The sequence below is a fragment of the Betaproteobacteria bacterium genome (assembly GCA_016709965.1).
Lineage (GTDB): Bacteria > Pseudomonadota > Gammaproteobacteria > Burkholderiales > Rhodocyclaceae > Azonexus > Azonexus amarohabitans.
In genome coordinates this window covers 623,554-649,963 of the sequence record JADJLT010000006.1, presented here as the reverse complement: position 1 = coordinate 649,963, position 26,410 = coordinate 623,554, and the positions used below count along the sequence as shown (strand labels likewise).

28 protein-coding genes and 3 pseudogenes are annotated in these 26,410 nt (G+C 55.9%); 15 read left to right on the top strand and 16 right to left on the bottom strand.

Going from position 1 to position 26,410, the window contains the following annotated elements:
• Window positions 1-118: 118 nt before the first annotated feature.
• The 4 genes and pseudogenes from IPJ12_17660 (at window position 119) to IPJ12_17645 (ending at window position 3,349) form a co-directional block, all read left to right on the top strand.
• Window positions 119-565: pseudogene (locus IPJ12_17660) on the top strand (PAS domain-containing protein).
• Between the two features lie 96 nt (window positions 566-661).
• Window positions 662-1,552, top strand: a pseudogene (locus IPJ12_17655) (Cache 3/Cache 2 fusion domain-containing protein).
• A 201-nt stretch (window positions 1,553-1,753) separates the two neighbouring features.
• Window positions 1,754-2,158 (top strand): annotated as a pseudogene (locus IPJ12_17650) (PAS domain-containing protein).
• A 105-nt stretch (window positions 2,159-2,263) separates the two neighbouring features.
• The gene (locus tag IPJ12_17645; GenBank protein MBK7648922.1) at window positions 2,264-3,349 is read left to right on the top strand and encodes a hypothetical protein; all 1,086 of its coding nucleotides are present in this window, start codon (window positions 2,264-2,266) and stop codon (window positions 3,347-3,349) included.
• A gap of 198 nt (window positions 3,350-3,547) precedes the next feature.
• Here the strand turns inward: IPJ12_17645 and IPJ12_17640 are convergent, their stop codons facing one another.
• From IPJ12_17640 to IPJ12_17625, 4 genes are all read right to left on the bottom strand, one after another.
• Window positions 3,548-4,387 carry a sulfurtransferase gene (locus tag IPJ12_17640; protein MBK7648921.1) on the bottom strand — a complete coding sequence of 280 codons (840 nt, stop codon included), beginning with the start codon at window positions 4,385-4,387 and terminating at the stop codon, window positions 3,548-3,550.
• 6 nt (window positions 4,388-4,393) lie between these two features.
• Complete coding sequence (locus IPJ12_17635) at window positions 4,394-4,735, bottom strand: STAS/SEC14 domain-containing protein (GenBank protein ID MBK7648920.1); 342 nt, start codon at window positions 4,733-4,735, stop codon at window positions 4,394-4,396.
• Between the two features lie 36 nt (window positions 4,736-4,771).
• Window positions 4,772-5,623, bottom strand: coding sequence for a DMT family transporter (locus tag IPJ12_17630; protein MBK7648919.1), 852 nt, complete (start codon window positions 5,621-5,623; stop codon window positions 4,772-4,774).
• Between the two features lie 108 nt (window positions 5,624-5,731).
• Window positions 5,732-6,865 (bottom strand): aromatic ring-hydroxylating dioxygenase subunit alpha, encoded by a 1,134-nt coding sequence (locus tag IPJ12_17625; protein MBK7648918.1) that lies wholly within the window; start codon window positions 6,863-6,865, stop codon window positions 5,732-5,734.
• Window positions 6,866-6,971: 106 nt separating this feature from the next.
• Here IPJ12_17625 and xseB point away from each other — a divergent pair, with 106 nt between their 5' ends.
• Genes xseB through IPJ12_17605 form a run of 4 tightly spaced genes read left to right on the top strand, consistent with a single transcriptional unit; the run spans window position 6,972 to window position 10,806 of the window.
• Window positions 6,972-7,211: an exodeoxyribonuclease VII small subunit gene (gene xseB, locus IPJ12_17620; protein MBK7648917.1), complete on the top strand. Its 240-nt coding sequence runs from the start codon at window positions 6,972-6,974 to the stop codon at window positions 7,209-7,211.
• Between the two features lie 23 nt (window positions 7,212-7,234).
• Window positions 7,235-8,101, top strand: coding sequence for a polyprenyl synthetase family protein (locus IPJ12_17615; protein MBK7648916.1), 867 nt, complete (start codon window positions 7,235-7,237; stop codon window positions 8,099-8,101).
• Window positions 8,101-9,969 (top strand): 1-deoxy-D-xylulose-5-phosphate synthase, encoded by a 1,869-nt coding sequence (gene dxs, locus IPJ12_17610; protein MBK7648915.1) that lies wholly within the window; start codon window positions 8,101-8,103, stop codon window positions 9,967-9,969. The genes IPJ12_17615 and dxs overlap by 1 nt, the downstream gene beginning before the upstream one ends.
• An 18-nt stretch (window positions 9,970-9,987) precedes the next feature.
• Window positions 9,988-10,806, top strand: a complete 819-nt coding sequence (locus IPJ12_17605) for a GTP cyclohydrolase I FolE2 (protein MBK7648914.1) — start codon at window positions 9,988-9,990, stop codon at window positions 10,804-10,806.
• A gap of 124 nt (window positions 10,807-10,930) precedes the next feature.
• Here the strand turns inward: IPJ12_17605 and rplS are convergent, their stop codons facing one another.
• The 5 genes from rplS to IPJ12_17580 form a co-directional block, all read right to left on the bottom strand.
• On the bottom strand, window positions 10,931-11,311 hold the full coding sequence (gene rplS, locus IPJ12_17600; GenBank protein ID MBK7648913.1) for a 50S ribosomal protein L19: 381 nt from the start codon (window positions 11,309-11,311) through the stop codon (window positions 10,931-10,933).
• A gap of 26 nt (window positions 11,312-11,337) precedes the next feature.
• On the bottom strand, window positions 11,338-12,099 hold the full coding sequence (gene trmD / locus IPJ12_17595; GenBank protein ID MBK7648912.1) for a tRNA (guanosine(37)-N1)-methyltransferase TrmD: 762 nt from the start codon (window positions 12,097-12,099) through the stop codon (window positions 11,338-11,340).
• Window positions 12,099-12,611 (bottom strand): ribosome maturation factor RimM, encoded by a 513-nt coding sequence (gene rimM, locus IPJ12_17590; GenBank protein ID MBK7648911.1) that lies wholly within the window; start codon window positions 12,609-12,611, stop codon window positions 12,099-12,101. The genes trmD and rimM overlap by 1 nt, the downstream gene beginning before the upstream one ends.
• 9 nt (window positions 12,612-12,620) lie before the next feature.
• Window positions 12,621-12,875 (bottom strand): 30S ribosomal protein S16, encoded by a 255-nt coding sequence (gene rpsP / locus IPJ12_17585; protein MBK7648910.1) that lies wholly within the window; start codon window positions 12,873-12,875, stop codon window positions 12,621-12,623.
• Window positions 12,876-12,976: 101 nt separating this feature from the next.
• A complete protein-coding gene (locus IPJ12_17580) occupies window positions 12,977-14,104 on the bottom strand; it encodes an ISAs1 family transposase (GenBank protein MBK7648909.1) in 1,128 nt (375 codons plus the stop codon).
• Window positions 14,105-14,323: 219 nt separating this feature from the next.
• Here IPJ12_17580 and IPJ12_17575 point away from each other — a divergent pair, with 219 nt between their 5' ends.
• Complete coding sequence (locus IPJ12_17575) at window positions 14,324-15,841, top strand: hypothetical protein (protein MBK7648908.1); 1,518 nt, start codon at window positions 14,324-14,326, stop codon at window positions 15,839-15,841.
• Here IPJ12_17575 and IPJ12_17570 read toward each other — a convergent pair.
• Window positions 15,813-16,562, bottom strand: a complete 750-nt coding sequence (locus tag IPJ12_17570) for a YihY family inner membrane protein (protein MBK7648907.1) — start codon at window positions 16,560-16,562, stop codon at window positions 15,813-15,815. The genes IPJ12_17575 and IPJ12_17570 overlap by 29 nt on opposite strands.
• Before the next feature lie 105 nt (window positions 16,563-16,667).
• On the opposite strand from IPJ12_17570, the gene wrbA reads away from it, so the two are divergent.
• Both wrbA and IPJ12_17560 read left to right on the top strand, forming a co-directional pair.
• Window positions 16,668-17,258: an NAD(P)H:quinone oxidoreductase gene (gene wrbA, locus IPJ12_17565; GenBank protein ID MBK7648906.1), complete on the top strand. Its 591-nt coding sequence runs from the start codon at window positions 16,668-16,670 to the stop codon at window positions 17,256-17,258.
• Between the two features lie 8 nt (window positions 17,259-17,266).
• Window positions 17,267-17,632, top strand: a complete 366-nt coding sequence (locus IPJ12_17560) for a DUF2069 domain-containing protein (protein ID MBK7648905.1) — start codon at window positions 17,267-17,269, stop codon at window positions 17,630-17,632.
• Window positions 17,633-17,664: 32 nt separating this feature from the next.
• Here the strand turns inward: IPJ12_17560 and IPJ12_17555 are convergent, their stop codons facing one another.
• From IPJ12_17555 to ilvB, 5 genes are all read right to left on the bottom strand, one after another.
• On the bottom strand, window positions 17,665-19,206 hold the full coding sequence (locus tag IPJ12_17555; protein ID MBK7648904.1) for a 2-isopropylmalate synthase: 1,542 nt from the start codon (window positions 19,204-19,206) through the stop codon (window positions 17,665-17,667).
• Window positions 19,207-19,225: 19 nt separating this feature from the next.
• Entirely contained in the window at window positions 19,226-19,975 is a 750-nt protein-coding gene (pssA, locus tag IPJ12_17550) for a CDP-diacylglycerol--serine O-phosphatidyltransferase (GenBank protein ID MBK7648903.1), read from the bottom strand.
• Window positions 19,976-20,115: 140 nt separating this feature from the next.
• Window positions 20,116-21,132, bottom strand: coding sequence for a ketol-acid reductoisomerase (ilvC, locus tag IPJ12_17545; protein MBK7648902.1), 1,017 nt, complete (start codon window positions 21,130-21,132; stop codon window positions 20,116-20,118).
• Window positions 21,133-21,156: 24 nt separating this feature from the next.
• Window positions 21,157-21,648 (bottom strand): acetolactate synthase small subunit, encoded by a 492-nt coding sequence (gene ilvN, locus IPJ12_17540; GenBank protein MBK7648901.1) that lies wholly within the window; start codon window positions 21,646-21,648, stop codon window positions 21,157-21,159.
• Window positions 21,649-21,666: 18 nt separating this feature from the next.
• Complete coding sequence (gene ilvB / locus IPJ12_17535; GenBank protein MBK7648900.1) at window positions 21,667-23,367, bottom strand: biosynthetic-type acetolactate synthase large subunit; 1,701 nt, start codon at window positions 23,365-23,367, stop codon at window positions 21,667-21,669.
• A gap of 117 nt (window positions 23,368-23,484) precedes the next feature.
• Here ilvB and IPJ12_17530 point away from each other — a divergent pair, with 117 nt between their 5' ends.
• Genes IPJ12_17530 through IPJ12_17515 form a run of 4 tightly spaced genes read left to right on the top strand, consistent with a single transcriptional unit; the run spans window position 23,485 to window position 25,353 of the window.
• Complete coding sequence (locus IPJ12_17530) at window positions 23,485-24,048, top strand: RNA polymerase sigma factor (GenBank protein MBK7648899.1); 564 nt, start codon at window positions 23,485-23,487, stop codon at window positions 24,046-24,048.
• Window positions 24,045-24,428, top strand: coding sequence for a DUF3619 family protein (locus IPJ12_17525; GenBank protein ID MBK7648898.1), 384 nt, complete (start codon window positions 24,045-24,047; stop codon window positions 24,426-24,428). Before IPJ12_17530 ends, IPJ12_17525 begins: the two co-directional genes overlap by 4 nt.
• The gene (locus IPJ12_17520) at window positions 24,398-24,937 is read left to right on the top strand and encodes a DUF3106 domain-containing protein (GenBank protein MBK7648897.1); all 540 of its coding nucleotides are present in this window, start codon (window positions 24,398-24,400) and stop codon (window positions 24,935-24,937) included. Before IPJ12_17525 ends, IPJ12_17520 begins: the two co-directional genes overlap by 31 nt.
• Window positions 24,937-25,353, top strand: a complete 417-nt coding sequence (locus IPJ12_17515; protein ID MBK7648896.1) for an RDD family protein — start codon at window positions 24,937-24,939, stop codon at window positions 25,351-25,353. The genes IPJ12_17520 and IPJ12_17515 overlap by 1 nt, the downstream gene beginning before the upstream one ends.
• Here IPJ12_17515 and lptG read toward each other — a convergent pair whose 3' ends face one another.
• Window positions 25,354-26,406 carry an LPS export ABC transporter permease LptG gene (lptG, locus tag IPJ12_17510; GenBank protein ID MBK7648895.1) on the bottom strand — a complete coding sequence of 351 codons (1,053 nt, stop codon included), beginning with the start codon at window positions 26,404-26,406 and terminating at the stop codon, window positions 25,354-25,356.
• Between the last annotated feature and the right edge of the window lie 4 nt (window positions 26,407-26,410).

Below are 26,410 nucleotides of genomic sequence, written 5' to 3'. Positions count from 1 at the left end.
CACAGCAAATTCGATGGGAAGCTCGTTGGCAATGGCCGACCCCGTTGGTCCAAAGTGCAATCACCGACGGCAAATCTGCCTGACGTCATCGCCTATCCTCACCAGAAAAGCCATTAAAATGCGTACAAATCTCCCCGTTACCAGCCGAGAAGTACAGATTTCAGAGCATCACCGGATTGTTTCAAAAACCGATCTGAAGGGCCAGATTACCTACATCAACAAGGATTTCATTGAGATCAGCGGCTTCAGTGAGATTGAGTTGCTTGGTCAACCACATAACATCGTTCGGCATCCCGATATGCCGGAAGAAGCATTCGCGGACTTCTGGCGCAACCTGAAAGATGGGCGACCCTGGGTCGGGCTGGTCAAGAATCGCTGCAAGAATGGCGATTATTACTGGGTTGAAGCCCACGCATCCCCGGTCTGGGAAGATGGCCAGATTACTGGCTACCTGTCCGTCAGGCGCAAGGCTTCGCAGGCTGCCATTGATGCCGCCGCCAAGGGATATCAGGCGTTCCGCGACAAAAAAGCATCCGGACAAGCCATCGTTCACGGCCAAATCGTCAGCGGCAGCCCCTGGGCGCGTGCACGCCGGCGCCTTGCCGATCTTCCGATTTCATTGCGTTTCCTCTTGCCCAGCGTAGCGCTCCTGGTTGCCGTGATGGTCGCAACGGTCACCTTCATCGGCCACCAGATCACCCAGACCCTGGGGGCGTCGGGCGAACAGGAATTGAAGCAGCAGGTGCAGCTTGTGCACGCCATGATGGCATCCACCTTCGATGCCGTCGAGCGTGAATCGAGTCGCCTGCTGGATATCTATGCAGCGCGTTACCCTGGAACATTTACGCTCGATGACAGCAAGGATGCTATTTCTGTTCTGCGCCACAACAAGACCGCGGTCAATGGCCAGTTCGATGAAGAGGATGCCTTTGCCAGGATTGCACACGGTCCGACTGCAACAGTCCTAGTCCGTCGCGGCGACGAGTTCGTGCGCATTGCCACCTCGCAAAAAAATGACAAGGGCGAGCGTGTCGTCAACACGGTACTGGACAAGGAAAGCCCCGCTACAGCAAAGCTCCTCGCCGGTAGCACCTACCTTGGCCGAACGTCCAGCCAGGGCAAGGATAGAGTCTCTGCCCTCAAGCCGATCAAGGATGAAAATGGCAAAGTCATCGGTGCCTTTGGCATTGGCTACTTCATCTCCGAAGAAATGAGCACCCTGCGCGAGCGAATCAAGGCCGTCAAACTTGGGCAAACCGGCTATATCTACGTGCTGGATACCCAGCCCGGAAAACATCAGGGCGATCTGATCGTTCATCCGGCCAAAGAGGGCAGCAATATTCTTGATGCCAAAGATGCCAGCGGTCATGCGTTCATTCGAGAAATGCTGGAACGGCGTGAAGGGATCATTCACTATCCTTGGCAGAACAGCGAGCTGGGCGAGACCTCAGCACGCGACAAGGTGGTGGCCTTCCAGAGTCTTCCCAAATGGAACATGCTGATTGGTGGTGGCACCTATCTCGAAGAGTTTGACCAAGTCTCGCGGCGACTCTATATCAGCCTGATGTTGGCCAGCCTGCTGGTGGTTGTCATCCTCGCCCTGGCCATGGCCTGGATCTCCCGTACCGTCCTGACCGGTCGGCTGTCTGCGGCGCTCTCCAGCTTGCGTGCGCTGTCCAGCGGGCATTACAACTCCTCCATCGAAATCTCGGCCAACGACGAGCTGGGTCGCGTCCTTCAGGGCCTGGAAAGCATGCAGAACCGCATGGGATTTGAAGTCACTGAAGCCAAGCGTCAGGCCGACGAAATGACCCGGATCAAAATCGGCCTTGATAGTGTCTCGACCAATGTTCGCATCGCCAGCAATGACGGCGTGATTCTCTACGTTAACCACGCGCTGCAGAAAACCTTCCAGACCGACGCAGCTGCCTTCCGCAAGATGGACCCGGACTTCAATCCGGAGGCGATTATCGGCTACAACGTCAGCATGCTTTATCCGGACCCGAAGGCGGCGGTTGAACGCCTGCGTCAGCTCTCCTGCAGCGTGCAGACGCAGATGCAGCTGGGCAGTCGAATCTATCGGGTGACAACCACGCCGGTGATCAATGCCAGTGGTGAACGCCTCGGTTCGGTGGGCGAGTGGCAGGACATCACCGACCAGCTCAATGCCGAAAAACTGCTGACGACGGTCATCCAGCAAGCCGCTGAAGGCGATTTCTCGGTTCGCCTCAATCTGGACAGCAAGGAACAGTTCTTCGCGCAAATGGAGCAGCTGATCAATCAACTGCTGAGCAATGGGCAGTCGGCATTGGGCGAACTTTCCAGCGTTCTTTCTGCCATCGCTAGCGGTGATTTGACGAAGGAAATTAGCTCCGATTTCGGTGGCGTCTTCGGAGAGCTCAAGACCGATACCAACGCCACCGTCAATAGCCTGAAAACGATCATCGAGCAAATCAAGTCCGCTGGCGATTCAATCAATCTGGCCGCCCAGGAAATTTCTGTCGGCAATTCGGATCTATCGCGCCGTACCGAGGAGCAAGCCAGCAGCCTGGAAGAAACCTCCAGCTCCATGGAGCAACTGAACGCCACGGTTCGCCAGAACGCCGAGAATGCCTCTCAGGCCAATCTACTGGCGGCAAGCTCCAATGAATTTGCCACGCGCTCAGGGGCGATGGTCAGCCAGGTTGTGGAGACCATGGGCGATATCCAGAGCAGCTCGCGCAAGATCGCCGACATTATCGGGGTCATCGACAGCATTGCCTTCCAGACCAATATCCTGGCGCTCAATGCCGCGGTCGAGGCTGCCCGGGCGGGCGAACAGGGCCGCGGTTTCGCCGTGGTGGCCACTGAGGTGCGCAATCTGGCGCAGCGCAGTAGCGTGGCCGCCAAGGAAATTCGCCAGCTGATTTCCGAATCCGTGGAAAAAGTTGACGGCGGCGTCTCGCTGGTTCGCGATACCGGCGAAATCATGGGCGGGATGGTGCAATCCTTCGAGAAACTGACCAAGCTGATCACCGACATCGCCGATGCCAGCAAGGAGCAGAGCTCTGGCATTGATCAGGTCACGATAGCCATCGGGCAGATGGACGAAGTTACCCAGCAAAACGCCGCCCTGGTCGAACAAGCTGCCGCGGCAGCCGAGTCGCTGGAAGAGCAGGCACGGATACAGGCTGAAACCTTGAGTCGATTCAAATTGCCCGGTGCGCCGGAGCGAGGCCAAGCGCGTCTGGCAGCCCCGACACCATCACTGCGCGCCAGCAAGCCCAGTCTCTCCGAAAATCGCCCCAAGGCGCCGATTCATGCATTGTCGAGCGGCAAGATGCAAGAAGACGAATGGGAGGAGTTTTAACGAAGCGTGAGAGCGGTTGGCGCTTGGTCAAAGCCAGGCACCAACGGCCAATCGGGCTTCTGAGCACGGCAGAAGCCCGGGTTGGCGCTTGCTACGGTCAACTGGAAAAAAGCGCCAAAAACAAAATTTTTAATGCCACTTTCCACCTGATCGAGCGGCAGTTTTTACACCAGTCGATCCCGTGTCAGCAGTCAGCGCTCAACGCGCGACCGGCCTGCCGCAATCAGCACACCACTCGCTCCACGATCCGGCATAAAGCTTTGAGCCTGGCAAACCGGCAATCTCCATGGCTACCATGTTCAGGCAGGCCGACACGCCTGAGCCACATTGATGCACCACCTGATCGGGTAGTGCCCCAGCCAGAATTGCCAGCCATTCGGCGCGCAATTCGGCAGCCGGCTTGAAGCGGCCGTCCGGCAACAGGTTGTCCTTGAAGAAGCGGTTGACTGCGCCGGGAATATGGCCGCCGACCGGATCGATGGTTTCATTTTCGCCCCGAAATCGGTCCGCACCACGCCCGTCAACCAGATGCATGTGCGGCGTTTCGATGTGTTCGAGCACGAAATCGGCGTCAACCAGGCGTGCTTGCCGGCTGGGTACGAAAACACTGGGCAACAAGGTCGGCACCACATTCGTCATCGCGCCGCCCGCCGCCTGCCACGCCTGCAGGCCACCATCCAGCAGCGCAACTTGGTCATGCCCCAGCCAGCGCAGCAGCCACCACAGACGCCCGGCAATCATGCCCTGTGCATCGTCATAAACCACCACCTGCGTCGCTGCACCGATACCGATTTCACCCAGCCGTTTTGCCAGTTTTTCCGGATCAGGCAGCGGATGACGGCCATTGCTGCCAGTGATCGGCCCGGACAGATCGCGGTCGCAATGCAGAAAGACCGCGCCTGGAATATGGCTCTCGGCGTAAACACGCTCGCCGTAGCCCGTGTCGGCCAGTTGGTGACGAACATCAACGATCAGCCAGGCCGGATCATCGACATGCGCCTGCAAGGTCGCCACATCAACCAGCGTCGTGTAGCTCATGCCTGGTCAGTCCAGCCAGGCCTTCGCTTCGTCGGCACTAGCGAAAACTTCGACGTCGGCCTTGACGAAGGTCTGCGACAACCAAGCGCTCCACGTCACCCACTGGCTGTCGGTCACCACCGCAACGCGCTTGAAATCGTTGGCATGGGCGCGGTAAAACTTGATGTCTTCCCACGCCACATCCAGCGTCAGACCGGCCATCTGGGTCAAGTCAAAACAGAGATCAACCGGCCCTTCGAATTTAGCCTTGAAATTGACGACTTCTTCGAATTCCTTGTAATCGGCCAAAGTGAATTCGCCGAACACTGAAACGTTAACGCGGCTCGGTTGGTTGTCGACGACGATCATGGTTTTGCTCCGTTGTTGGTATTGTCTGCAGAAAGTTTAATCCTGTTCCACCGGGCTGGCGCGGGAAAAGTGCGTGGCTGCGATGCCTGACAGAATAATCAGCCCGATCGCTGCCCACGCCGATGCGTCCAGCACCTCGCTCCAGAACAGCATGCCGAACAGGCTGGAAAAGATCACCGTACTGTAGGCCAGCGCGGCCGACATCAGCGTCTTGCCGCGAGAATAGGCTCGCGTCATGGCCAGCTGTGCCAGCGTGGCAAAACAGGCGACACCGAGCAATAGCAGACCACTCTTCAGATCGACGCCGTGAAGGTCGCTGAAAATCAGCCAGGCACCGGCACCTACCGAAGACACCAGCGAGAAATAGAACACCGTGCGAATCTCCGACTCACCCCGCGCCCCAAGCTGGCGTACGCTGAAATAGGCCATGCCGGCCATCACGCCGGAGCCCAGGCCGATCAGGCCACCGACCAACTGATCGGCATGCATGGTCGGCTTCAGCAGCAAGATCACGCCGATCAGGCCAAGTGCCAAAGCCCCCAGCATGCCCTTGCCCAGTTGCATGCCGGCAAAGCCCAGATAGAGCGCCAGAAAGATAGCCGAGGTGTAGTTCAGCGTCACCGCAGTCGCTAGCGGCAGAAGCGTGATCGCGTAAAAATAGGCAAACAGCGCAGTAAATCCAACGGCACCCCGCGTAATTTGCCAGCGCCAGTGCGGCGTTGTCAGCGAGACGCCACGCACGCGAACCAGCGCGAACATCAAAATCAGCGAAATGAAGCTTCGGTAAAAGGTGATCTCCACCGCCGAATGCGTCTGCGCGGCCATCTTGACGCAGACGCCCATGCAGGCGAACAGGAAACTGGCGGCGATCATCCACAACGATTGCATCAGGCGACGACTCGATAATTTAAATGAAAAAGGCGCCGAATTTTACATCGACGCCTTCGAAACAGCCTTGCTGCGGTCAACCGGAAAAAAAGCCGGAATTTGAAATATTCAGCGTGTATCGATGGCCGACTGCATGACCCGTCGATAAAACTCGTGGAAGTGCTGCATGCCATCTTCCATCGGGCTCTGATACGGCCCGACTTCGTTGCGCCCTTCCTTCATCAGCGCATAGCGACCGCGGTCCATGCGTTCGCCAATGTCATCATCCTCAATCGCCGTTTCCATGTAGGCGGCGCGTTCGGCCTCGATGAAATCGCGCTCGAAATCGACGATGTCCTCGGGATAGTAGAATTCGACGACATTCAGCGTCTTGTTCGGCCCTTGAGGAATCAGTGTCGACACGACCAGCACATGCGGATACCACTCGACCATGATGTTCGGAAAATAAGTCAGCCAGATGGCGCCATGCTCCGGCGTCTTGCCCTCCGCGCCGTAAATGTCGCGAACCGCCTTCTGCCAACGCTCATAAGCCTTCGAGCCGGATTTCTGTAACGACGTCACACCAACCCGCTGTACGGAATACCAGTCACCAAATTGCCAAGTCAAGTCGTCGCAGGTGACGAAATTACCGAGACCGGGATGATATGGCCCCACGTGGTAATCCTCCAGATAAACCTCGATGAAGGTCTTCCAGTTGTAATTGCACGCGTGCATCTCGACGTGATCAAGCTTGTAGCCGGTGAAATCCAGCGCCGGCGCCACTTTCATGCCGGCCAGATCGACATTGGCCGAGCGCGGCCCCTTGAAGAGCAGGCCGTTCCAGTTCTCCAGCTTCGCCTTGTTCAGATTCAGACAAGGGTTTTGCGGAAAATGCGGCGCGCCGATCAAATGACCACCCGTATCGTAGGTCCAGCGATGAATCGGACAGACAATCGGCCCGCTCAACTGACCGGAACCCTGCAGCATGATCGCCTGGCGATGACGACAGACGTTCGACATCTGCCAGTGGCCGGCGTTCGGCCCCTCGCCGCCACCGTTGAGCAGCATCTGGCCGTGATCCTTCCACTCGAGCGAACGGTAATCCCCCGCTTCCGGCACCATCAACTGGTGACCGACATAGCCTGGGCCGGCATCGAAGATGAGCTTTTTCTCCAGCTCAAAAATCTTCTCGTCGAAATACCAGTCCACCGGCAGTTGGGAAACTGCGGGGGCCAACCGGGACAAAGTCGCCAAGTCGGACATTCCAAGCCTCCAGCGGGGGTTAAAAAGGGGTAGTTATTTTACCCCGATATTTGACCAAGCGCCCCTTGATAGAGTATTTTCGCGTGTTTCCTTGAACGCCTTTGACATGGCCACAAAGCCCATCGCCGACATGAAATTCGAGACGGCGCTCGCCGAGCTTGAAAACATCGTCTCCAGCATGGAAGGCGGCAAACTCGAACTCGATGCCTCCATCGCCGCCTATCGCCGCGGCATGGAACTGATGAAGCATTGCCAGACCCAGCTCGCCGACGCCGACGAGCAAATCCGCATGCTCGAAAACGGCGAATTCAAGGAAGTTGACCGTAGTACTCTGGAGGCTCAGTGAGCGTTCTCCCCTTTGCCGAATGGATGGCCGTCACGCAAGACCGCGCCGAATCCGCCCTCGCCCGCCACCTGCCCGGCAATGACTGCATTCCAGCCCGCCTGCACGACGCCATGCGCTACGCCGTGCTGGGCGGCGGCAAGCGCGTCCGCCCACTACTCTCCCACGCCGCCGGTGAACTGACCGGTGCCATGCCAAACAACCTCGACATCGTCGGCTGCGCCGTCGAGCTGATCCACGCCTATTCGCTCGTACACGACGACCTGCCGTGCATGGACGATGATGTGCTGCGCCGCGGCCGCCCAACTTGCCACGTCGAATTCGACGAGCCGACCGCCCTGCTCGTCGGCGACAGCCTGCAAACGCTGGCTTTCGAACTGCTGTCCAGCCAGTCTTTGGGCGAGCCGGCCCGCCAGCTCGAAATGATTGCCCTGCTCGCCCATGCCAGCGGTTCACGCGGTATGGCCGGCGGTCAGGCAATTGACCTTGCTTCGGTCGGCAAGCCGCTGAACCAGCCCGAACTGGAACTGATGCACGCACTGAAGACCGGCGCCCTGATCCGCGCCGCCGTGCTGCTCGGCGCATTGGCCGGCAACCCGCTTTCGGCAGAAGAGCGCACCAGCCTCGACCGCTTCGCCAAGCGTGCCGGCCTGCTCTTTCAGGTCGTCGACGATATTCTCGACTGCACGGCGAGCACCGCCACGCTGGGCAAAACCGCTGGGAAGGACGAAGCGGCAGACAAACCTACCTACGTCAGCCTGCTCGGCCTCGAAGGTGCCCGTGCCTACGCCGACGAATTGCGCAGCGACGCCCTCGACGCCCTGTCCATCTTTGGCGAGCGCGCGACGCGCCTTACCCAGTTGGCCGACTTCATCTGCAATCGGCAATTCTAATGACCGCTTCCCGCCTGCTCGAAAGCATCAACAGCCCGGCTGATCTTCGCCGCCTGGACCGCAAACAGTTGCCGCAACTGGCGACCGAACTGCGCGCCTTCCTGATCGAATCGGTGTCGCAGACGGGCGGCCACCTGTCGTCCAACCTCGGCACGGTTGAACTGACTATTGCCCTGCACGCCGTATTCAACACGCCGGAAGACCGCCTGGTCTGGGACGTCGGTCACCAGTGCTATGCCCACAAGGTACTGACCGGCCGCCGTGAAGGCATGAGCACGCTGCGCATGCACGGTGGCGTCTCCGGCTTCCCCAAGCGAAGTGAAAGCCCTTACGACACCTTTGGCGTTGGCCATTCGTCGACTTCAATCTCCGCTGCACTTGGCATGGCGCTAGCCGCCAAGCACAAAGGCGAGGACCGCAAGGCCATCGCCATCATCGGCGACGGCGCGATGTCCGCCGGTATGGCCTTCGAAGCCATGAACAACGTCGGCGTTGCCGATACCGACATGCTGGTCATTCTCAACGACAACGAAATGTCGATCTCGCCGCCGGTTGGCGCGCTGAACAACATCCTGACCCGCCTGACGTCGAGCAAGACCTACAACGCCGCCCGCGAAGCCGGTCGCCACATGCTCGGCTTCGCTCCGCCGCTGCTCGAACTGGCCCGCCGCGCCGAAGAGCACGTCAAGGGCATGATCGCCCCCGGCACGCTGTTCGAGGAATTCGGCTTTCATTATTACGGCCCGATCGACGGCCACGATCTCGACGCATTGATTCCGACGCTGGAAAACCTGAAGAAGCTGAAGGGCCCAAAATTCCTGCACGTCATCACCAAAAAAGGCCAGGGCTACAAGCTGGCTGAGAATGACCCCATCCTCTACCATGGTGTCGGCAAGTTTGCCGCCTGCGATGGCATCCAGTCGGCCAAGGGCCCCGCCAAGCTGACCTACACACAAGTCTTCGGCGACTGGCTGTGCGATATGGCCAAGGCCGACGCCCGACTTATCGGCGTTACGCCGGCCATGCGTGAAGGCTCAGGCATGGTGCGCTTCTCGGCTGAATATGCTGACCGCTACTTCGATGTCGGCATTGCCGAACAGCATGCTGTCACTTTTGCCGCTGGGCTCGCCTGTGAAGGCCTGAAACCTGTCGTCGCCATCTATTCGACCTTTCTGCAACGTGGCTACGACCAATTGGTTCACGACGTCGCGCTCCAGAAATTGCCGGTCATGTTTGCGGTCGACCGCGGGGGACTGGTCGGCGCCGATGGCCCCACGCACCACGGTACCTTCGACTTGTCTTTCGTCACCTGCATCCCGAACATGGTGGTCATGGCCCCTTCCGATGAAGCGGAATGCCGCAAGATGCTGTCCACCGCCTACGGGCTGGATTGCCCGAGCATGGTTCGTTACCCGCGCGGCGGCGGTACCGGAAAGATCCCGGCGACGAACCTTGATACGCTGGCTGTCGGCAAGGGCGAAATTCGCCGCCAGGGCAAGGATGTTGCCATCCTTGCCTTTGGCAGTCTGGTCACCGCAGCGCTCGCTGCCGGGGACGAACTCGACGCGACGGTTGCCAACATGCGCTTCATCAAGCCGCTCGATGTCGACCTGATTGTTGAACTGGCCGGGAACCATTCCCTGCTTGTCAGTATCGAAGAAAATGCAGTGATCGGCGGTGCAGGCTCGGAAATCGAGCGCGTGCTGGCAGATCGCAGTGTGCAGGTTCAGTTTTTGCGCCTTGGCCTGCCGGACCGCTTTATCGATCACGGCGAACAAGGACAGCTACTGGCCGAACTTGGCCTCGACAAGGTTGGCATCGTACGAGCGATTCAACAAAAACTCGGCGTCCAGGCCAACCCACAATAATTCATTAAAGAACAGCCCATGAACCCCCCGAACACAAACATCCCTGACGTCCAGAATTCTGCGGACACGCGCCAGATAGCCATCAACAAGGTCGGCATCAAGTCCATCCGCCACCCGATCATGGTCCAGGACAAGTCTACCGGCGTGCAGCACACCATCGCCATGTTCAACATGTACGTTGGCCTGCCCCATAACTTCAAGGGCACGCACATGTCGCGCTTTGTGGAGATACTGAATAGCCACGAACGCGAAATATCGGTCGAGAATTTTCCGATCATGCTGCGCGAAATGCTGGTCAAACTCGAAGCCGAAACCGGCCACATCGAGATGAACTTCCCGTACTTCATCAACAAGACTGCCCCGATCTCCGGCGTGCAGAGCTTGATGGACTACGACGTCACCTTTATTGGCGATATCTGTGAAGGCGAGATCGTCACCTCGACCAAGGTGGTTGTGCCAGTGACCAGCCTATGCCCCTGCTCCAAGAAAATCTCGGAGTACGGCGCTCACAACCAACGCTCGCACGTCACTGTGACCGCCCGTACCAACGACTTCATGTGGATCGAGGAAATCGTCCAGCTCGTCGAACAGGAAGCCTCCTGCGAGCTCTACGGCCTGCTCAAGCGCCCGGATGAAAAGTACGTCACCGAACGTGCCTACGACAATCCCAAGTTCGTCGAAGACATGGTCCGCGACGTCGCCGCCCGCCTCAACGCAGAGGTGCGGGTGGATGCATACGTGGTTGAATCAGAAAATTTTGAGTCGATTCACAATCACTCGGCATACGCCCTGATCGAGAACGACAAGAAGAACCCTGATAATCACTGCAAAGGCTGATTCAGACAGCTACCGTATTGAAGTCATGCAAGTGACTTCGCTATGGTCAACCGGAAAAATCGACCAAAAATCAAAACAATAAAAAAGGGCGCCGAGGCGCCCTTTTTCAATCCGGAAAAATCGCTTAAGCAGCAACGACCGGCTTTTCCTTGCGGACCAGCTTTTCCTTGATACGTGCAGACTTGCCAGAACGCTCGCGCAGGTAGTACAACTTGGCACGGCGAACATCACCACGGCGCTTCACTTCAATCGATGCGACCAGCGGGGAATAGGACTGGAAAGTACGCTCGACGCCTTCACCGGAAGATATCTTGCGAACGGTGAAAGCAGAGTTCAGGCCGCGGTTACGCTTGGCGATAACGACGCCTTCGTAAGCCTGCAGACGCTCGCGGGTACCTTCCTTGACCTTCACTTGCACGACAACGGTGTCGCCCGGCGCGAAGTCAGGAATGGTCTTGCCCAGGCGGGCGATTTCTTCTTGTTCCAGCTGTTGAATCAGGTTCATGTGAGATCCTTAAATTTTATAAACGCTTACTCACCGCATTGCTCCTCTCCGGAAATTTCCGTGAGGAGTTGCGTTTCTTCCGCGCTCAACACGCGGTGCGCCAGTAAATCCGGCCGGCGCTTCCGGGTTCGGGCCAGCGACTGTTTCAGTCGCCAGCGACGAATTTTTTTGTGGTCACCAGACATCAAAATTCCCGGCACCGCCTCACCCTGGTAAACCTCCGGGCGGGTGTAGTGCGGACAATCCAGCAAACCACCGACAAATGAATCTTCCACCGCCGAAGCAGCATCTCCGAGCACTCCCGGCAACTGGCGAACAACGGCGTCAATCAAGGCCATTGCCGGCAACTCGCCACCGGAAAGCACAAAATCTCCGATCGAAATTTCTTCGTCAACACAGCGCTCGATCAAACGCTCGTCAATTCCTTCATAACGGCCGCAAAGAAGGATTAGCCCTTCATCACCGTTCGCCAGTTGCATCACCCGTTCGTGGGTGAGCGGCGCGCCTTGTGGCGAGAGATAGATGACCCGGCTTTTCGCGAGCCCTGCCTCACGCTGCTGCGCCTTGGCTGCAACAATCGCCTTCTCCAGCGGCCCTGGCTGCATCAACATGCCCGGCCCGCCCCCAAAGGGACGATCATCGACACGTCGCCAAGTATTTTCAGCGAAATCACGAGGATTCCAGCCTTGCCACACCCAACGCTGCTCTTCCAGCGCCCGACGGGTAATGCCACTTTCCGTTACTGCCGCGAACATCTCCGGAAACAGGGTAATGCAGTCAAACCGGATCACCAGTCGCTGCCCCACTCCACTCGAATCTGTCCGGCCTCCTTCTCGACAGCCAGCACCACTGCCGAAACAAACGGCAACAGGCGCTCGACATTGTCTTCACCCAGCACGCGCAAAACCGCATTGGCACCGGTTTCAATCAGCCCGACCACCTTGCCGAGCCGCTCATCCGCGGTGTTGATGACCGCCAGACCAACCAAGTCTGTCCAGTAAAACTCGTTTTTTTCAGTCGTCGGCAATGCTTCGCGCGGCGCCCCGACCAAAATACCCTTCATCGATTCGGCGGTAGTCCGATCAGCGACGCCATCCAAAAGCACCACTACACCGTTACTGTGGGCTTTCAGGCTTTTCAGCTTGCACTCGCGCCACGGCTCGCCTTCTCTGGCAATCCACCAGACAGGCATTTCTGCCCAGCTAAGTGGATCATCCCCGAAGGGGTACAACCAAAGCCAGCCCTGAATCCCGTAGGGGTCGGCCAGCCGACCCAGTACGACGATATCGTTGCTGCTCAAAACAAAAACTTAGGCTGCTTGCTGAGCAGCGTGCTGCTTGACCAGACGGGCAACGGTCGGGGACAGCTGGGCGCCATTGCTCTGCCAGTAGGCCAGACGATCAACGGAAACGCGCAGTGCTTCTGCATTGCCGGAAGCAACCGGGTTGTAGAAGCCGATACGCTCAACGAAACGGCCATCACGACGATTGCGGGAATCGGTAACAACCATGTTGTAGAACGGACGCTTCTTGGCGCCACCACGGGCAAGACGGATAACAACCATGAGGATACTTTCGTTAGCTGGAAAAAAGACCCAGAATTATACCGCTTTAACAAGGAAAAACAAGCCACTTAGGAATTCTTAACAGGGCAATCGCATGAATCCTATACAAGACCGAGCAATTGAGCACGATAGGAGTCGGAGGTTGCCGCGATAAGGCGGCGAACCTTCAGTCCGCCCTTGCGTTTAACGGGGTCGAGGCGGATGAGATTCAAAGCGAAATGTCGCATCACCGCGAAATTATGAGCGGCATTGCCAGTCCGGGCGCGCATGTGGTCGTCACCGAAGACCATGTCCATGCACCAGTGCAGGCTATTTTCCACACGCCAGTGCTGGCGTACCGCGCGATTTAGACGCACAGCATCGGCCGGCAGAGTACTGATGTAGAAGCGATGCTCCAATGTTGTCTTGCCTTTAATCGTTCGTTCCGAAGCGATCACGGCAAACGACTTCAAGTCCGGCCAGCGTTCCGGTGCATGCAGACAGTCGAGTTGATCGAAGGCGTAGCAGCGGCGAACCTCCAGCCTGCCATGGTCCTTCTCCACGACCTCGGCGAATCGGTGGGGCGTCTTGTCGGGCGCGGCTTGGAATGCCGCAAAGAAGTCCTGCACCGAGTCGGCCAAAGTCAGTTGGTTGTCCTTGACCGACAGGATGTAATCAGCCCCCCGATCCCGAATTGCCTGCGCAATGCTTGGCTGAGTACCCATGGCGTCGATGGTGACGATGCATCCTTCCAAAGCCAGGGTGGCCAGCAACTCGGGAATCGCGGTCTTCTCGTTCGATTTCTCGGCGGTCGCACGCTGTCCCAGCACCAGACCAGCGCCGGCGGCAAAGGCGCTGACCAGATGCAGCGGCGTGGCATCCACTTTTCCCGAACGCCGGCTGGTCTTGCCATCAAGGGCGACGACCTCGTCCTTCCCCTGATTGGGTGCAATGCGGCTCACCCAGCGCCGGAAGGCTGCACCGAACGCTTCTGCGTCAATTGCCGCAAAGACCCGGCCGAAGGTGTCGTGCGAGGGAATGCCATGCTCAAGGCGCAGATACTGCCTGAACCAGTCGCACTTCTCCTTGGCCCATTCTTCAATCTCGACAAAGTCGTCAGCCCCCGCCAGGACTCCGCACACGGCAATCACCAACAGTTCCACCAGGTCATGTTCGATCTTCCTCGCTTGCCGTGGATCCCGAATGCCGACAAATACGTCCGCAACGCCCAGCCTGCCTTCAGTCTCCATGGATTACTCCAAAAAGACAGAAAACTACACAAATCAGGGGGCTGTGAACAGCCCCCTTGGTAAGCTGTTAATCGTGAACGACTTTTTCTATGTGTTCACGACATTGGCATTCATGCGATTGCCCTGGAATTCTTAAATAGCTCTTCGCTGCACGATGGCGCCCGCTCCCAAGCGCGCATTCATGGCCAAAACGTAAATATTTGTTATCCTGCTAATGTCATGAGCACCTCTTCAGAACTCCTTTCAGCACCGCTGCCCGAAGCCAACATCAAGACCATTCTTGAGTGGTTGGCACTCGCCCATGGACGCTCAGGCGCCGAAGATGCCGATCAGCTCTACCACCAATTGCGTTTGCTACGCGAAGCGCCAATCCCCAACGCACAGCGTCTCAAGTTACTTGATCTGCTCTACGCGCAGGCAGAACGAATAGCCAATGCCGAATTGCCCCGGCTATATGAAGTTTCACTGCCCATTTCACGCAAACTACGGCAGCGTGTCCGTATCTTGCTGGATTTGCTCGAAACTTTGACCCAAGATTACTTCAACACACTAGCCGACTTGTACGATCCCGAGGGCCCAAGTTCTCCACACTCCCCGCATACCTCGCTGCGCCGAGCTATCAATGCTATTGCTTGGCAAGTCCGCATCATGCACTTGATTGCTGCGCCAACAGCCATCGGTCTCTGGCAACAACTCCATTCAGCCTATGTGACGACCCGGCGGCTGGAGCTGGAAAACCTACCGGGACCTCATGGCATACCCAGCATCCAGCAGATTTATACCGGCATCCTGTTGGCAGCAATTGCCCAGCCGGCCTCGTTTTCTCCACCCGAGCTCGAATTTATCGGCAAATACATCAGCCATTGCACGCCACCGATCGAGCTGCTGGAGGTACCACCCAGCAATAGCGAAGGTGTTTTCTGGATAGACCTTGACAAGGATTTCCCTGCGCATGCACTGATTCGTCGCAGCCCCAGTCCGGATGCCCGAATCCTTTATTTTTCATGTGATGCGATAGCAGAAATCGCCCAAAAGCATCGAGCAGAACTATTGCAAGGCACACCTGCCAAGACACTGGGCTTGCCATCATTCGCCGATACGCACACAGGACCGGGCGTCCTGCTACGACTCAGTCAACTTTGGGGACACCCGGCCAAACGCCGTTTCCCGCGCCGACGCCAGTCGTATCGCGCCAAGCTCTGCTCTGGCCTCGACAATCTCTGGCAGCTGATGAAATCGCCCGACAGTGCGAAGAACTGCAGCGAATGGATGGTCACCAACGAAAGTCCGGACGGCTACGCACTGATGCATATATCCGGGCATACGGATCACCTGAAGGTGGGTGACATTATCGCCTTGCAAGCGGTTGGAGAGCACGCAGAAACGCCACCCTCCTGGCATATCTGCATTATTCGCTGGGCTATTTCCGAAAACCCGGAACATATTGAATTGGGGCTGCAGGTACTCGCCCCGCGCGCATTCGCCGTGGAAATTGCCCACCCTTACAAAATTGACTCATCCAACAAAGTGGCGGCACTCATCCTTCCACCAACCCCCCCGTTACGCCCCATGCAATCGCTCGTTCTCCCCGCCGGCCTGCTGAAGGAAAACACGCGGCGCATTATCGTCATGCTCGAAGCAGCAAATCTGGAAATTCGGGAGGTGCAGGCCACTCGCCTTGACGAGCAGACAAGCACCATTGAGATTTTCAGCGTTTCCCCCGACCATTTACGGTAGCAGCGATCAGACCACCAAACAGTACGACCGCCCACGAGAGGTGCAGCCACACCAGAAACACCGGAAAGAAGGCAAATGCGCCATAAATACTTTTCAAGAGGGCGGATTTCACCAAAAATAACTCAAAGACCTTCTGCATCGCGGAGAATGCCAACATTGCGAACAAGCCGCCGGTCAACGCGGCCGAACGGGAGACACGAACATTCGGTACGGCATAATAAAGAAACGAAAAAAGCAAGCCGAGCATCAGCATCGCCACAAACTTGAATGCCACACGACGAAACCAGGCGGGCTCATCGAACAAACCCAAGGATGTGGTCAATGCGAATGAAATCACGCCAGCCACTGCCCCCAAAACAAACGGCCAGACCGCCACGACAAAGGCATACAACCGCAGGCGCGCCAAGACAGGGCGTGGCTGAACCTGCCAAAGATGATTAAACGCTCGCTCTATCGTATTCATCAACAGAACGGCCGTCACACCCAATACCGCGATACCCGCCAGGGTCAATTGTTGAGCCTTGTGCGAAAACTTGCCAATGCTCCCTGCGATGGATCCAGCCGCCCCCGCCGGCAGCAATGCATCGCGAATCAACAGATCGAGTCTCGCCAACAGCAAATCCAGATAGGGAACCGCCCCAGCCACCGCCAGCACCACCGTGACGAGGGGAACCAGTGCCATCAACGTCGTGAAAGCCAGCGCCGAACTTGTCTGCATCATGTTCTCTTCAAGGAATCTCCGGAAGATACCGGTGCCCTTTGGCGATTTCAGATTGCCGCGATGAGATCGGGAGTGGTTTTGCATGGGGCCGTATAATAGCCGACCATGCAAGACATACTGATCCTCTATTACAGTCACCGCGGCTCGGTCCGCGCGCTGGCTGAACGCATCGCCTGCGGCATAGAATCCGTACCCGGCATGCAGGCCCGCCTGCGTACCGTGCCCCGGGTGTCACCCACCTGTGAAGCCGTAGAACCTGAGGTGCCAAACGCCGGCGCACCTTACGTTGAACTTTCCGATCTGGCGGAATGCGTGGGGCTGGCTTTGGGGAGTCCTGTCCGCTTCGGCAACATGGCTGCACCCATGAAATATTTCTGGGACAGCACCATTACCACCTGGCAAAACGGCACTCTGTCCGGAAAGCCGGCCTGCGTCTTTACCTCTGGCGGCAGCCAGCATGGCGGTAATGAATCGACCTTGTTATCGATGATGCTGCCACTGCTTCACCATGGCATGCTGATCACAGGGCTGCCCTTTACCGAACCCGAACTTTCCTCGACAACTGCCGGCGGAACCCCATATGGTCCCAGCCATGTCTCCGGGGCCAACGGTAACCCACAGCTGACCGAAGCGGAAAGCCGCCTGGCGTTTATCCAGGGGCAGCGTCTTTCAAATTTTGCCAAAAAACTGAGTTGACCGTGACAATCGCCACCCGTTACCAAATTTCTGCCAGCGCCAGCCTCATTGCGCTGATTTTCCTTTGTCTGGCCTGGGAAGGCTGGCTGGCTCCGCTCAAGCCTGGCGGCTCATGGATGACCCTGAAAGCGGTCTTTCTGCTGGTCCCGCTATTTGGCATCCTGCGCGGCAAACGCTACACCTACAAATGGCTGTCCCTGTTCATTCAGCTCTATTTGATGGAGGGCGCCTTGCGTGCCACCAGCGACCACGGACTCATTCAGAAATTCGCCATTGTCGAAACCGTGCTTGCTGCAGTCCTGTTCGTCTCCACCATCCTGTACATCCGCGCCACTCGCACACCCAAAATAGAAAAAGCCGCCCAGCAGAGCTGAGGCGGCTTTTCGAGATTGCGCGGCAGAGATAATCAGACGTCGCCCTGCGCCTTGACCTTGTCCAACGAAGAATGCAGCTTGTTCAGCGCATTCAGATAGGAACGGGCGGAAGCGATAACGATGTCGGTATCAGCTCCGTTACCGTTAACAATGCGACCGTCCTTGGCAAGACGTGTCGTCACTTCACCTTGTGCATCCGTACCTGTCGTAATCGCATTCACCGAGTAAAGCATCAACTCGGCGCCGCTGTTTACGATTCCTTCGATCGCCTTGAAGGTGGCATCGACCGGACCACCGCCGCCCGCCTCGCCCTTCTGCTCGATGCCACCAACGCTCAAAATCACTTTGGCGTACGGCATCTCGCCCGTTTCGGAACAGACATGGGAGTAGAGAAGCTTGAAATGCTCCCTATCCGGCGTCACCACCTCGTCGGAAACCAGTGCGTGCAAATCTTCATCAAAGATTTCGTGCTTGCGGTCAGCCAGCTCCTTGAAGCGGGCAAAGGCAGCGTTCATCACTTCATCGCTCTCCAGCTCGATCCCGAGCTCCTGCAAGCGACTCTTGAAGGCATTACGACCGGAATGCTTGCCAAGGACCAGCTTGTTCTGACTCCAGCCCACATCCTGCGCCCGCATGATTTCGTAGGTTTCACGATGCTTCAGCACGCCATCCTGATGGATTCCGGACTCGTGCGCAAAAGCATTGGCACCAACCACCGCCTTGTTCGGCTGCACCGGGTAGCCGGTAATCTGCGACACCAGCTTCGAGGCCGGGACAATCTGCGTCGCATCAACCCGGGTTTCAACCGGAAAGACATCGCTGCGCGTCCGCACCGCCATGACAATTTCTTCCAGCGCAGCATTACCGGCACGCTCGCCGAGACCGTTGATTGTGCATTCAACCTGACGGGCGCCAACCAGCACAGCCGCAAGGGAATTGGAGACGGCGAGCCCCAGATCGTTGTGGCAATGCACCGACCAGACCACCTTATCCGCATTCGGCACGCGCTCAATCAGTTGGCGCATGGTCTCGGCGTACTGGAAAGGAATGTTGTAGCCAACGGTATCGGGCACATTGATCGTTGTAGCACCGGCCTTGATTACCTCCTCGAAAATACGGCAGAGAAAATCAATCTCTGAACGACCTGCATCTTCAGCCGAAAACTCGACATCATCCGTATGTTCTCGTGACCATGCGATAGCTTTAATCGCCTGCTCGACCACTTGATCCGGCGACATGCGAAGCTTTTTTTCCATATGAATCGGAGAGGTCGCGATAAAGGTATGAATCCGCCCGGATTTGGCAGGCTTGATGGCCTCTCCCGCACGACGGATATCATTCTCGTTGGCCCGCGCCAACGAACAAATGGTTGAATCCTTGATGGCTTGAGCAATAGCGTGAATAGAATCAAAGTCACCCGGCGACGCCGCTGCAAAACCGGCCTCAATGACATCGACCCGCATTTTTTCCAGCTGACGGGCAACACGAATCTTTTCCTCCCGGGTCATTGAGGCACCGGGACTCTGCTCGCCATCTCGCAGCGTGGTGTCGAAAATAACAAGATGCTGTTTCATTTTTTGCTCCGCAACCTCATTAAGTCCGGCGCTTGGCCAAGCCTATCGCAGCTTGCACATAACCCGACAAACCATAAATCAGGAAAAATCCGAACAGAGCCATCTCCGGACTGAGTGAAACCAGGGCGAACCCAAGCGCAATCGCTGCAACCGCGACAAACGGAACGCTCTTGCGCAAGTTCACATCCTTGAAACTGTAGTAACGAATATTTGAAATCATCGTGACGCCAGCGAAAATAGTCAGCCCACAGGCCAGCCAGCGCACATCACTGCCGGAGATTCCGGAGACGATCATCACCCAGACCAAGCCAGCAACCAAAGCTGCCGCAGCGGGCGAAGGCAGTCCCTGAAAATAGCGCTTATCCATTACCTCCAGCGTCGTATTGAAGCGCGCCAGGCGCAGGGCAGCCCCCACGCAATAGACGAAAGCGGCAATCCAGCCCAGGCGCCCCATGTCGCGCAACGCCCATTCGTAAATGACCAGCGCTGGCGCAGCGCCAAAGCTGACCATATCGGAAAGCGAATCGTACTCAGCACCAAACGCAGACTGGGTATGGGTCAGTCGAGCTACCCGGCCATCCAGGCCATCCAGCACCATGGCAATAAAAATTGCCATGGCAGAGCGCTCGAAATCGCCCTGCATCGCCTGAACAATGGCGAAGAAGCCAGCGAACAAGGCCGCGGTGGTAAACAAATTGGGCAGCACGTAAATGCCGCGCCTCTTTAGCTCTGGATTGAACAGGGTTTTACGGGACTTGAGTTCGGTCATGGGTCACAGGTAGAACTACGATCACAAAAGGATACACCCGAGGCTACCAGAATCCGCAAATAACAAGGGCGGTGCAGATTCCCACACCGCCCATTGCGGGATAGAGCCAACAACCAAGCTCTACCAAGGTGCCAGCAAGATTAGTTCTTGGACTGGTCGACCAGCTTGTTCTTTTTGATCCACGGCATCATGTCTCGCAACTGACCACCAACAACCTCGATCGGATGCACGGCATTCAGACGACGACGGGCAGTCATAGAAGGATAGTTGGTCTTGCCTTCCTGAATGAACATTTTGGCATATTCACCGGTCTGGATGCGCTTCAGTGCATTGCGCATGGCGACTCGCGACTGCTCATTGATGACTTCGGTACCGGTGACATACTCGCCATACTCTGCGTTGTTGGAGATGGAGTAGTTCATGTTGGCGATACCGCCTTCATACATCAGATCAACAATCAATTTCAGTTCGTGCAGACACTCAAAGTACGCCATTTCCGGCGCGTAACCAGCTTCGGTCAGGGTCTCGAAGCCCATCTTGACCAGTTCTACAGCACCGCCACAGAGGACAGCCTGCTCACCAAACAAGTCCGTTTCGGTTTCTTCGCGGAAATTGGTTTCGATGACACCACCCTTGGTGCCACCGTTGGCAGCCGCATAGGAAAGCGCGATATCCTTCGACTTGCCAGACGTGTCCTGGTAAATCGCGATCAGGGACGGCACACCGCCACCCTTCAGATACTCGGAACGGACAGTATGGCCAGGTCCCTTCGGGGCAACCATGATCACATCGAGGTCGGCACGCGGCACAACCTGATTGTAATGCACATTGAAGCCGTGAGCGAAGGCCAGGGTAGCGCCCTTCTTAATGTTCGGCTCAACGTCGTTCTTGTAAACCTCAGGAATATTCTCATCCGGCAACAGAATCATGACCAAATCCGCAGCAGCAACCGCTTCAGCCACTTCGGCAACCTTCAGGCCAGCGCCTTCAGCCTTGGCCCACGAAGCACCGGTTTTACGCAATCCTACCGTCACATTGACGCCTGAGTCACGCAGGTTCTGGGCGTGAGCATGGCCTTGTGAACCGTAACCAACGATGGTAACGTTCTTGCCCTTGATAAGGGAGAGATCGGCGTCCTTGTCGTAATAAACTTTCATGAAATCCTCTTTATATACAAATAGTTAAACTTTAAGAATACGATCGCCACGACCAATGCCACAGACACCGGTACGGACAGTTTCGAGAATCAGGCCACCATCCAGGGCAGCGATGAAGGAATCAAGCTTAGAGCTTGCTCCAGTCAACTCGATGACATAGGTCGATTCAGTCACATCGATAATACGGCCACGGAAAATATCGGCCATCCGCTTCATCTCTTCACGATCTTTGCCAGTAGCACGAACCTTGATCAGCATCAGTTCACGCTCGACATGAGCAGCCTCGGAGAGATCAACAACTTTGACCACATCGATCAGCTTGTTGAGCTGTTTGGTGATCTGCTCCAGTACCTCATCAGACCCTCGGGTAAGGATAGTCATGCGTGAAAGTGAAGAATCTTCCGTCGGAGCCACGGTCAACGATTCGATATTGTATCCCCGAGCCGAGAACAACCCTGCTACTCGAGATAGCGCACCTGATTCATTTTCGATCAGGATGGAAATGATATGTCGCATTGTTTTTTCTTTCATCACTTACAGGTCTTCAGCGAGAATCATTTCCGTCAAGCCTTTTCCGGCAGCAACCATCGGGAAGACATTCGCCACTGGATCAATGATGAAGTCCAGGAACACCAAATCATTCTTGTGCTCAATGAAGGCCTTGCGCAAAGCTGGCTCGACATCTTCCGGCTTCTCAACTTTGATACCGACGTGACCATAAGATTCTGCAAGTTTCACGAAATCTGGCAAGGACGTCACATAAGACTGCGAATAACGCTTGGAATAGAACATCTCCTGCCACTGCCGAACCATACCCAGCATTCCATTGTTCAAGTTAATGATCTTGATCGGGAAGCCGTATTGCTTGCAGGTTGACAGCTCCTGAATACACATCTGGATCGAGCCTTCGCCAGTTACGCAGGCCACCTGCGCATCCGGATTGGCCATCAGGACGCCCATGCCGTAAGGCAGTCCTACCCCCATCGTGCCCAAGCCACCGGAATTAATCCAGCGACGGGGTTTGTCAAATTTGTAATACTGGGCTGCAAACATCTGGTGCTGACCAACATCGGAAGTCACAAACGCGTTGCCGCCAGTAATCTCGTAGAGCTTCTCGATGACAAACTGCGGCATGATGTGCTCGGATTGTTTGTAGCGCAGTGAATCCCGGCTGCGCCACTCATCAATCTGTTTCCACCAGTTGGCGACGTCCGGATCAGCATTGAAGCCACCTTCTATCAACTTCAGGATCTCATCGAGCACATCGTTCACATTACCGACGATAGGCACATCGACCTTGACCCGCTTGGAGATTGAGGATGGGTCGATATCGATATGAATCACCCGGCGCTTTTCTTCACCGAAATGCTCCGGATTGCCAATCACGCGATCATCGAAACGCGCCCCAATGGCAAGAATCACGTCTGAATAATGCATCGCATTATTTGCTTCGAAGGTGCCATGCATACCGAGCATGCCAACAAATTGCTTGTCAGTCGCAGGATAGCCGCCCAAACCCATCAGCGTGTTGGTTACCGGGAAATTGAGTTTATGTGCCAACTCCGTCAGTTTCTGAGCCGCATCTGACAGAATAACGCCACCGCCGGTATAGATAATCGGACGCTTGGCTTCCTGTAGTATCTGAACCGCCTTCTTGATCTGCCCGAGATGCCCTTTGACTACCGGGTTGTAAGAACGCATATGGATCGACTTCGGATACTCGAACTCGCACATCTGGGCCGTAATATCCTTGGGAATATCGACCACGACAGGACCGGGACGACCAGTCGAGGCGATGTGAAACGCCTTCTTGATCGTAACCGCCAGATCCTTGACGTCCTTGACCAAGAAATTATGCTTCACGCAGGGTCGGGTGATACCGACCGTGTCGCATTCCTGAAAGGCATCCTGACCAATGTAGAAAGATGGCACCTGCCCCGTAAGGACGACCATCGGAATGGAATCCATGTAGGCTGTGGCGATACCCGTCACGGTATTGGTAACACCAGGACCTGATGTCACCAAGGCTACACCGACCTTCTGCGATGATCGCGAGTAAGCATCTGCGGCATGAACAGCAGCCTGTTCGTGACGCACCAAGATATGCTTAACTTGATCCTGCTTAAAAAGAGCATCATAAATGTGTAGCACGGACCCACCTGGGTAACCGAAGACACAATCGACCTTTTCTTCTTGCAGGCACCTGATTACAATTTCTGCACCGCTAATCATCATTCTTGAGCCTAAAAAAGCTATTGCTTAAAAGGGCGTAACCTTAATCGACCGACCATTTTCGGTCAAGGTTTCCCCGCATTTCACTATAATGCTCAAGAATTTTCGGAAGAGACAACCCTGTCATCCCCCCAACAACTTTCCAGCTTTCTCGAATCCGTCGAGCGCAGAGCCTTTAAACAAGCCATTTTCGCGGTTCGCGACGAAGAGGCTGCACTGGATATTGTTCAGGACTCCATGCTCAAGCTGGCCGAAAAATATGGCGACCGTCCGGATGAAGAGTACCCGATGCTCTTCCAGCGCATTCTCCAGAACACCATTCGTGACTACTACCGGCGAAGCAAGGTGCGCTCGATGTGGACAACATTGTTGTCTGCCTTCACGCCGGATGACGAGGATGACTACGATCCGTTGGAAACCCTTGCTGCCGACGAAGATGACGCCGGGCCTCGGACACCGGAAAGCAAATTGCAGCAAGCCCAAACCTTGAATCTGATTGATGAAGAAATCAAAAAACTACCCGCACGTCAACGAGAAGCCTTTCTCATGCGTTACTGGGAAGACATGGACGTAGCCGAGACCGCGGCTGCGATGGGGTGCTCGGAAGGCAGCGTTAAAACCCATTGCTCGCGCGCAACCCATGCGCTAGCAACCGCCCTGTCGGCTAGAGGTATCAAACTATGACCGAAGAACGCCAAGCATATCGAATTCGGCAAGCGCTGAATCACGGATTAGCGGATATTCCGCCTGCCGCAGCACGGCGCCTTGAAGCCGCCCGACACTTGGCCCTGACCCGGCAAAAACAGCTTGCGCCGCAAATAGCGCTTGCCGGCGAAAATGCTCCAACAATCTGGTCCGCCCCCGTGGCCCCCTATATCAAACAGCTTCTTGCGGTCTTGGCCCTCTTGCTCGGCATGTGGATTTCCCTGTACTGGCATAGCGCCCAGTACGTGACAGAACTGGAAGAGGTCGACTCTGCCCTGCTTGCTGACGATCTCCCTCCCGACGCATTTTTGGACAACGACTTCTTCGAATGGTTAAAAGACGACTCGTCGGAGGATTAATCCTCTGTCTCTTGCTGACTTCTGTCGTTGCCGCTGAACCATCAACGACAGCGATTATTGGCACGCCACCACAACCTGGATGGAATCAATTGAATCCTCAACAAAAGGACATCCTTGCCCCGCTTGCCAATGACTGGGAGAAGATGGACAACATTCGCCGGAAAAAGTGGTTGGGCATTGCCGAGCACTACCCCGCCATGAAGCAGGATGAACAGCAACGCATGCAGGACCGGATGAGGGAATGGGCTGACCTAACACCAGGGCAGCGCGCCAAGGTGCGCAGCGCTTACAAGGACTTCAGCCAACTACCACCTGAGCAAAAACAGGTCGTAAAACAAAAATGGGAGGCCTACTCAAACCTTCCAATGGAACAGCAACAACGCGTTCGCGAAAGCGGAAAATCATCCCGGCTGCTCTCCTCTGCAAATGAGTCCCCGAACATTCTGGGTAACGTACCCACTGCAGAGACCGCTACCAACGTGAAACCAATAGACGCGGTCAAACACTGATGCCAAACATACTTTTACCAGGTATCGGGCGCCGCTTGATCTGCATGCTTTATGAGGGGCTTGTGGTGTTTTCGATTCTGCTGATCGGGTTTTTGCTACCGCAAATCGTCCTCTCAGGATTTGGCCACTCTCTGACCCCGCGAATACTATGGCTACACGTACTACTTTTACTGATGATTTATTTTTTATGGTGCTGGCTGAACGGCGGCCAGACGCTACCCATGAAAACATGGAAACTTCAGGTAGTTAACGCTGATGGATCGCCACTGCGGCCAACTCAGGCACTTTTACGTTACTTGGCCGCGTGGCCAAGCATTCTGTTGCTTGGCGCGGGTGTATTTTGGGCACTTTTAGACAAAGACAAGCAGTTTCTGCACGACAGAATAGCGGGAACACAAATAATCACCGTTACGTGATTAGCGACGCTCGACCCACCACAACATCCCCATCGCAGTAATTAAAAACAAGGCAGCTGGTGCAGTCGCACTGGCAAATGGGGGCCAAGAATTAATTACACCGAGATTAGAGAAAAGCCCGTTCAGCGCGTAGAAGAGGATGCCCAGCATGACGCCGGCAAAAATCTTGAGACTGACACCGCCGACCCGATCATGTGAATACCCGAAAGGTAAGGCCAGGGCGACCATGACCAACGCCGTCAGTGGATAGATTAATTTTTTCCAGAGCGCAATCTGATAACGCTCTGCCTTCTGTTTATTGTCCACAAGATGCTGGGTGTAATTGAACAAGCCATAGAGCGACATTCGCTCAGGCGAAACCATTAAAATCGACAATAAATCCGGGTTGACCGCAGAATGCCACTCACTAGTTTGGCTAGACTCAACACGCGAAACATCCCCATCCAGCACCGTTCTCACCACATCTTTCAAAGTCCAAACATCCGGCGGCTGAAAACTCGCTTCTTTAGCATCAGTGACCGATTCCAACGCGTATGTTGGTGAAAACCGATAGATTCTTACGCCTTCCAGCGTTGAATCCGGGTTGGCTTTACGAATATTGATAAAGCTACGTCCATCCTTGATCCACAAGCCACTATCCAAACCGCTTCGCGCCACAACCTTGCTAAGCGCCTTTGCCTTGATTTCCTGGGCAAGGCGCTCGCTGAATGGCACAACTAACTCACCAATCAAAAAAGTAAGCACTGCCAGCACCACTGCCGCCCGAAACAATGTCAGCAATAACTCCAGCGTCGCCAGGCCCGACGCGCGCAAGACTGTAATCTCCGAGTGCCTGGCCAACGTAGACAACGCATACAGCGAACCGATCAATGCCGCGATCGGAATCAGTTCATATACCAAGCCGGGCAAACCAAGCGCCACGAAGAGGGCGGCACGACCTGCCGTGTAATCGGCCCGGCCAACATTACGCAGCTCATCAACAAAGTTGAAGAAACTGAACAAGACCAAAAAAGCCAATAACACGAGCAAGACTGCGGCGAGAACCTCTCGCATCAGG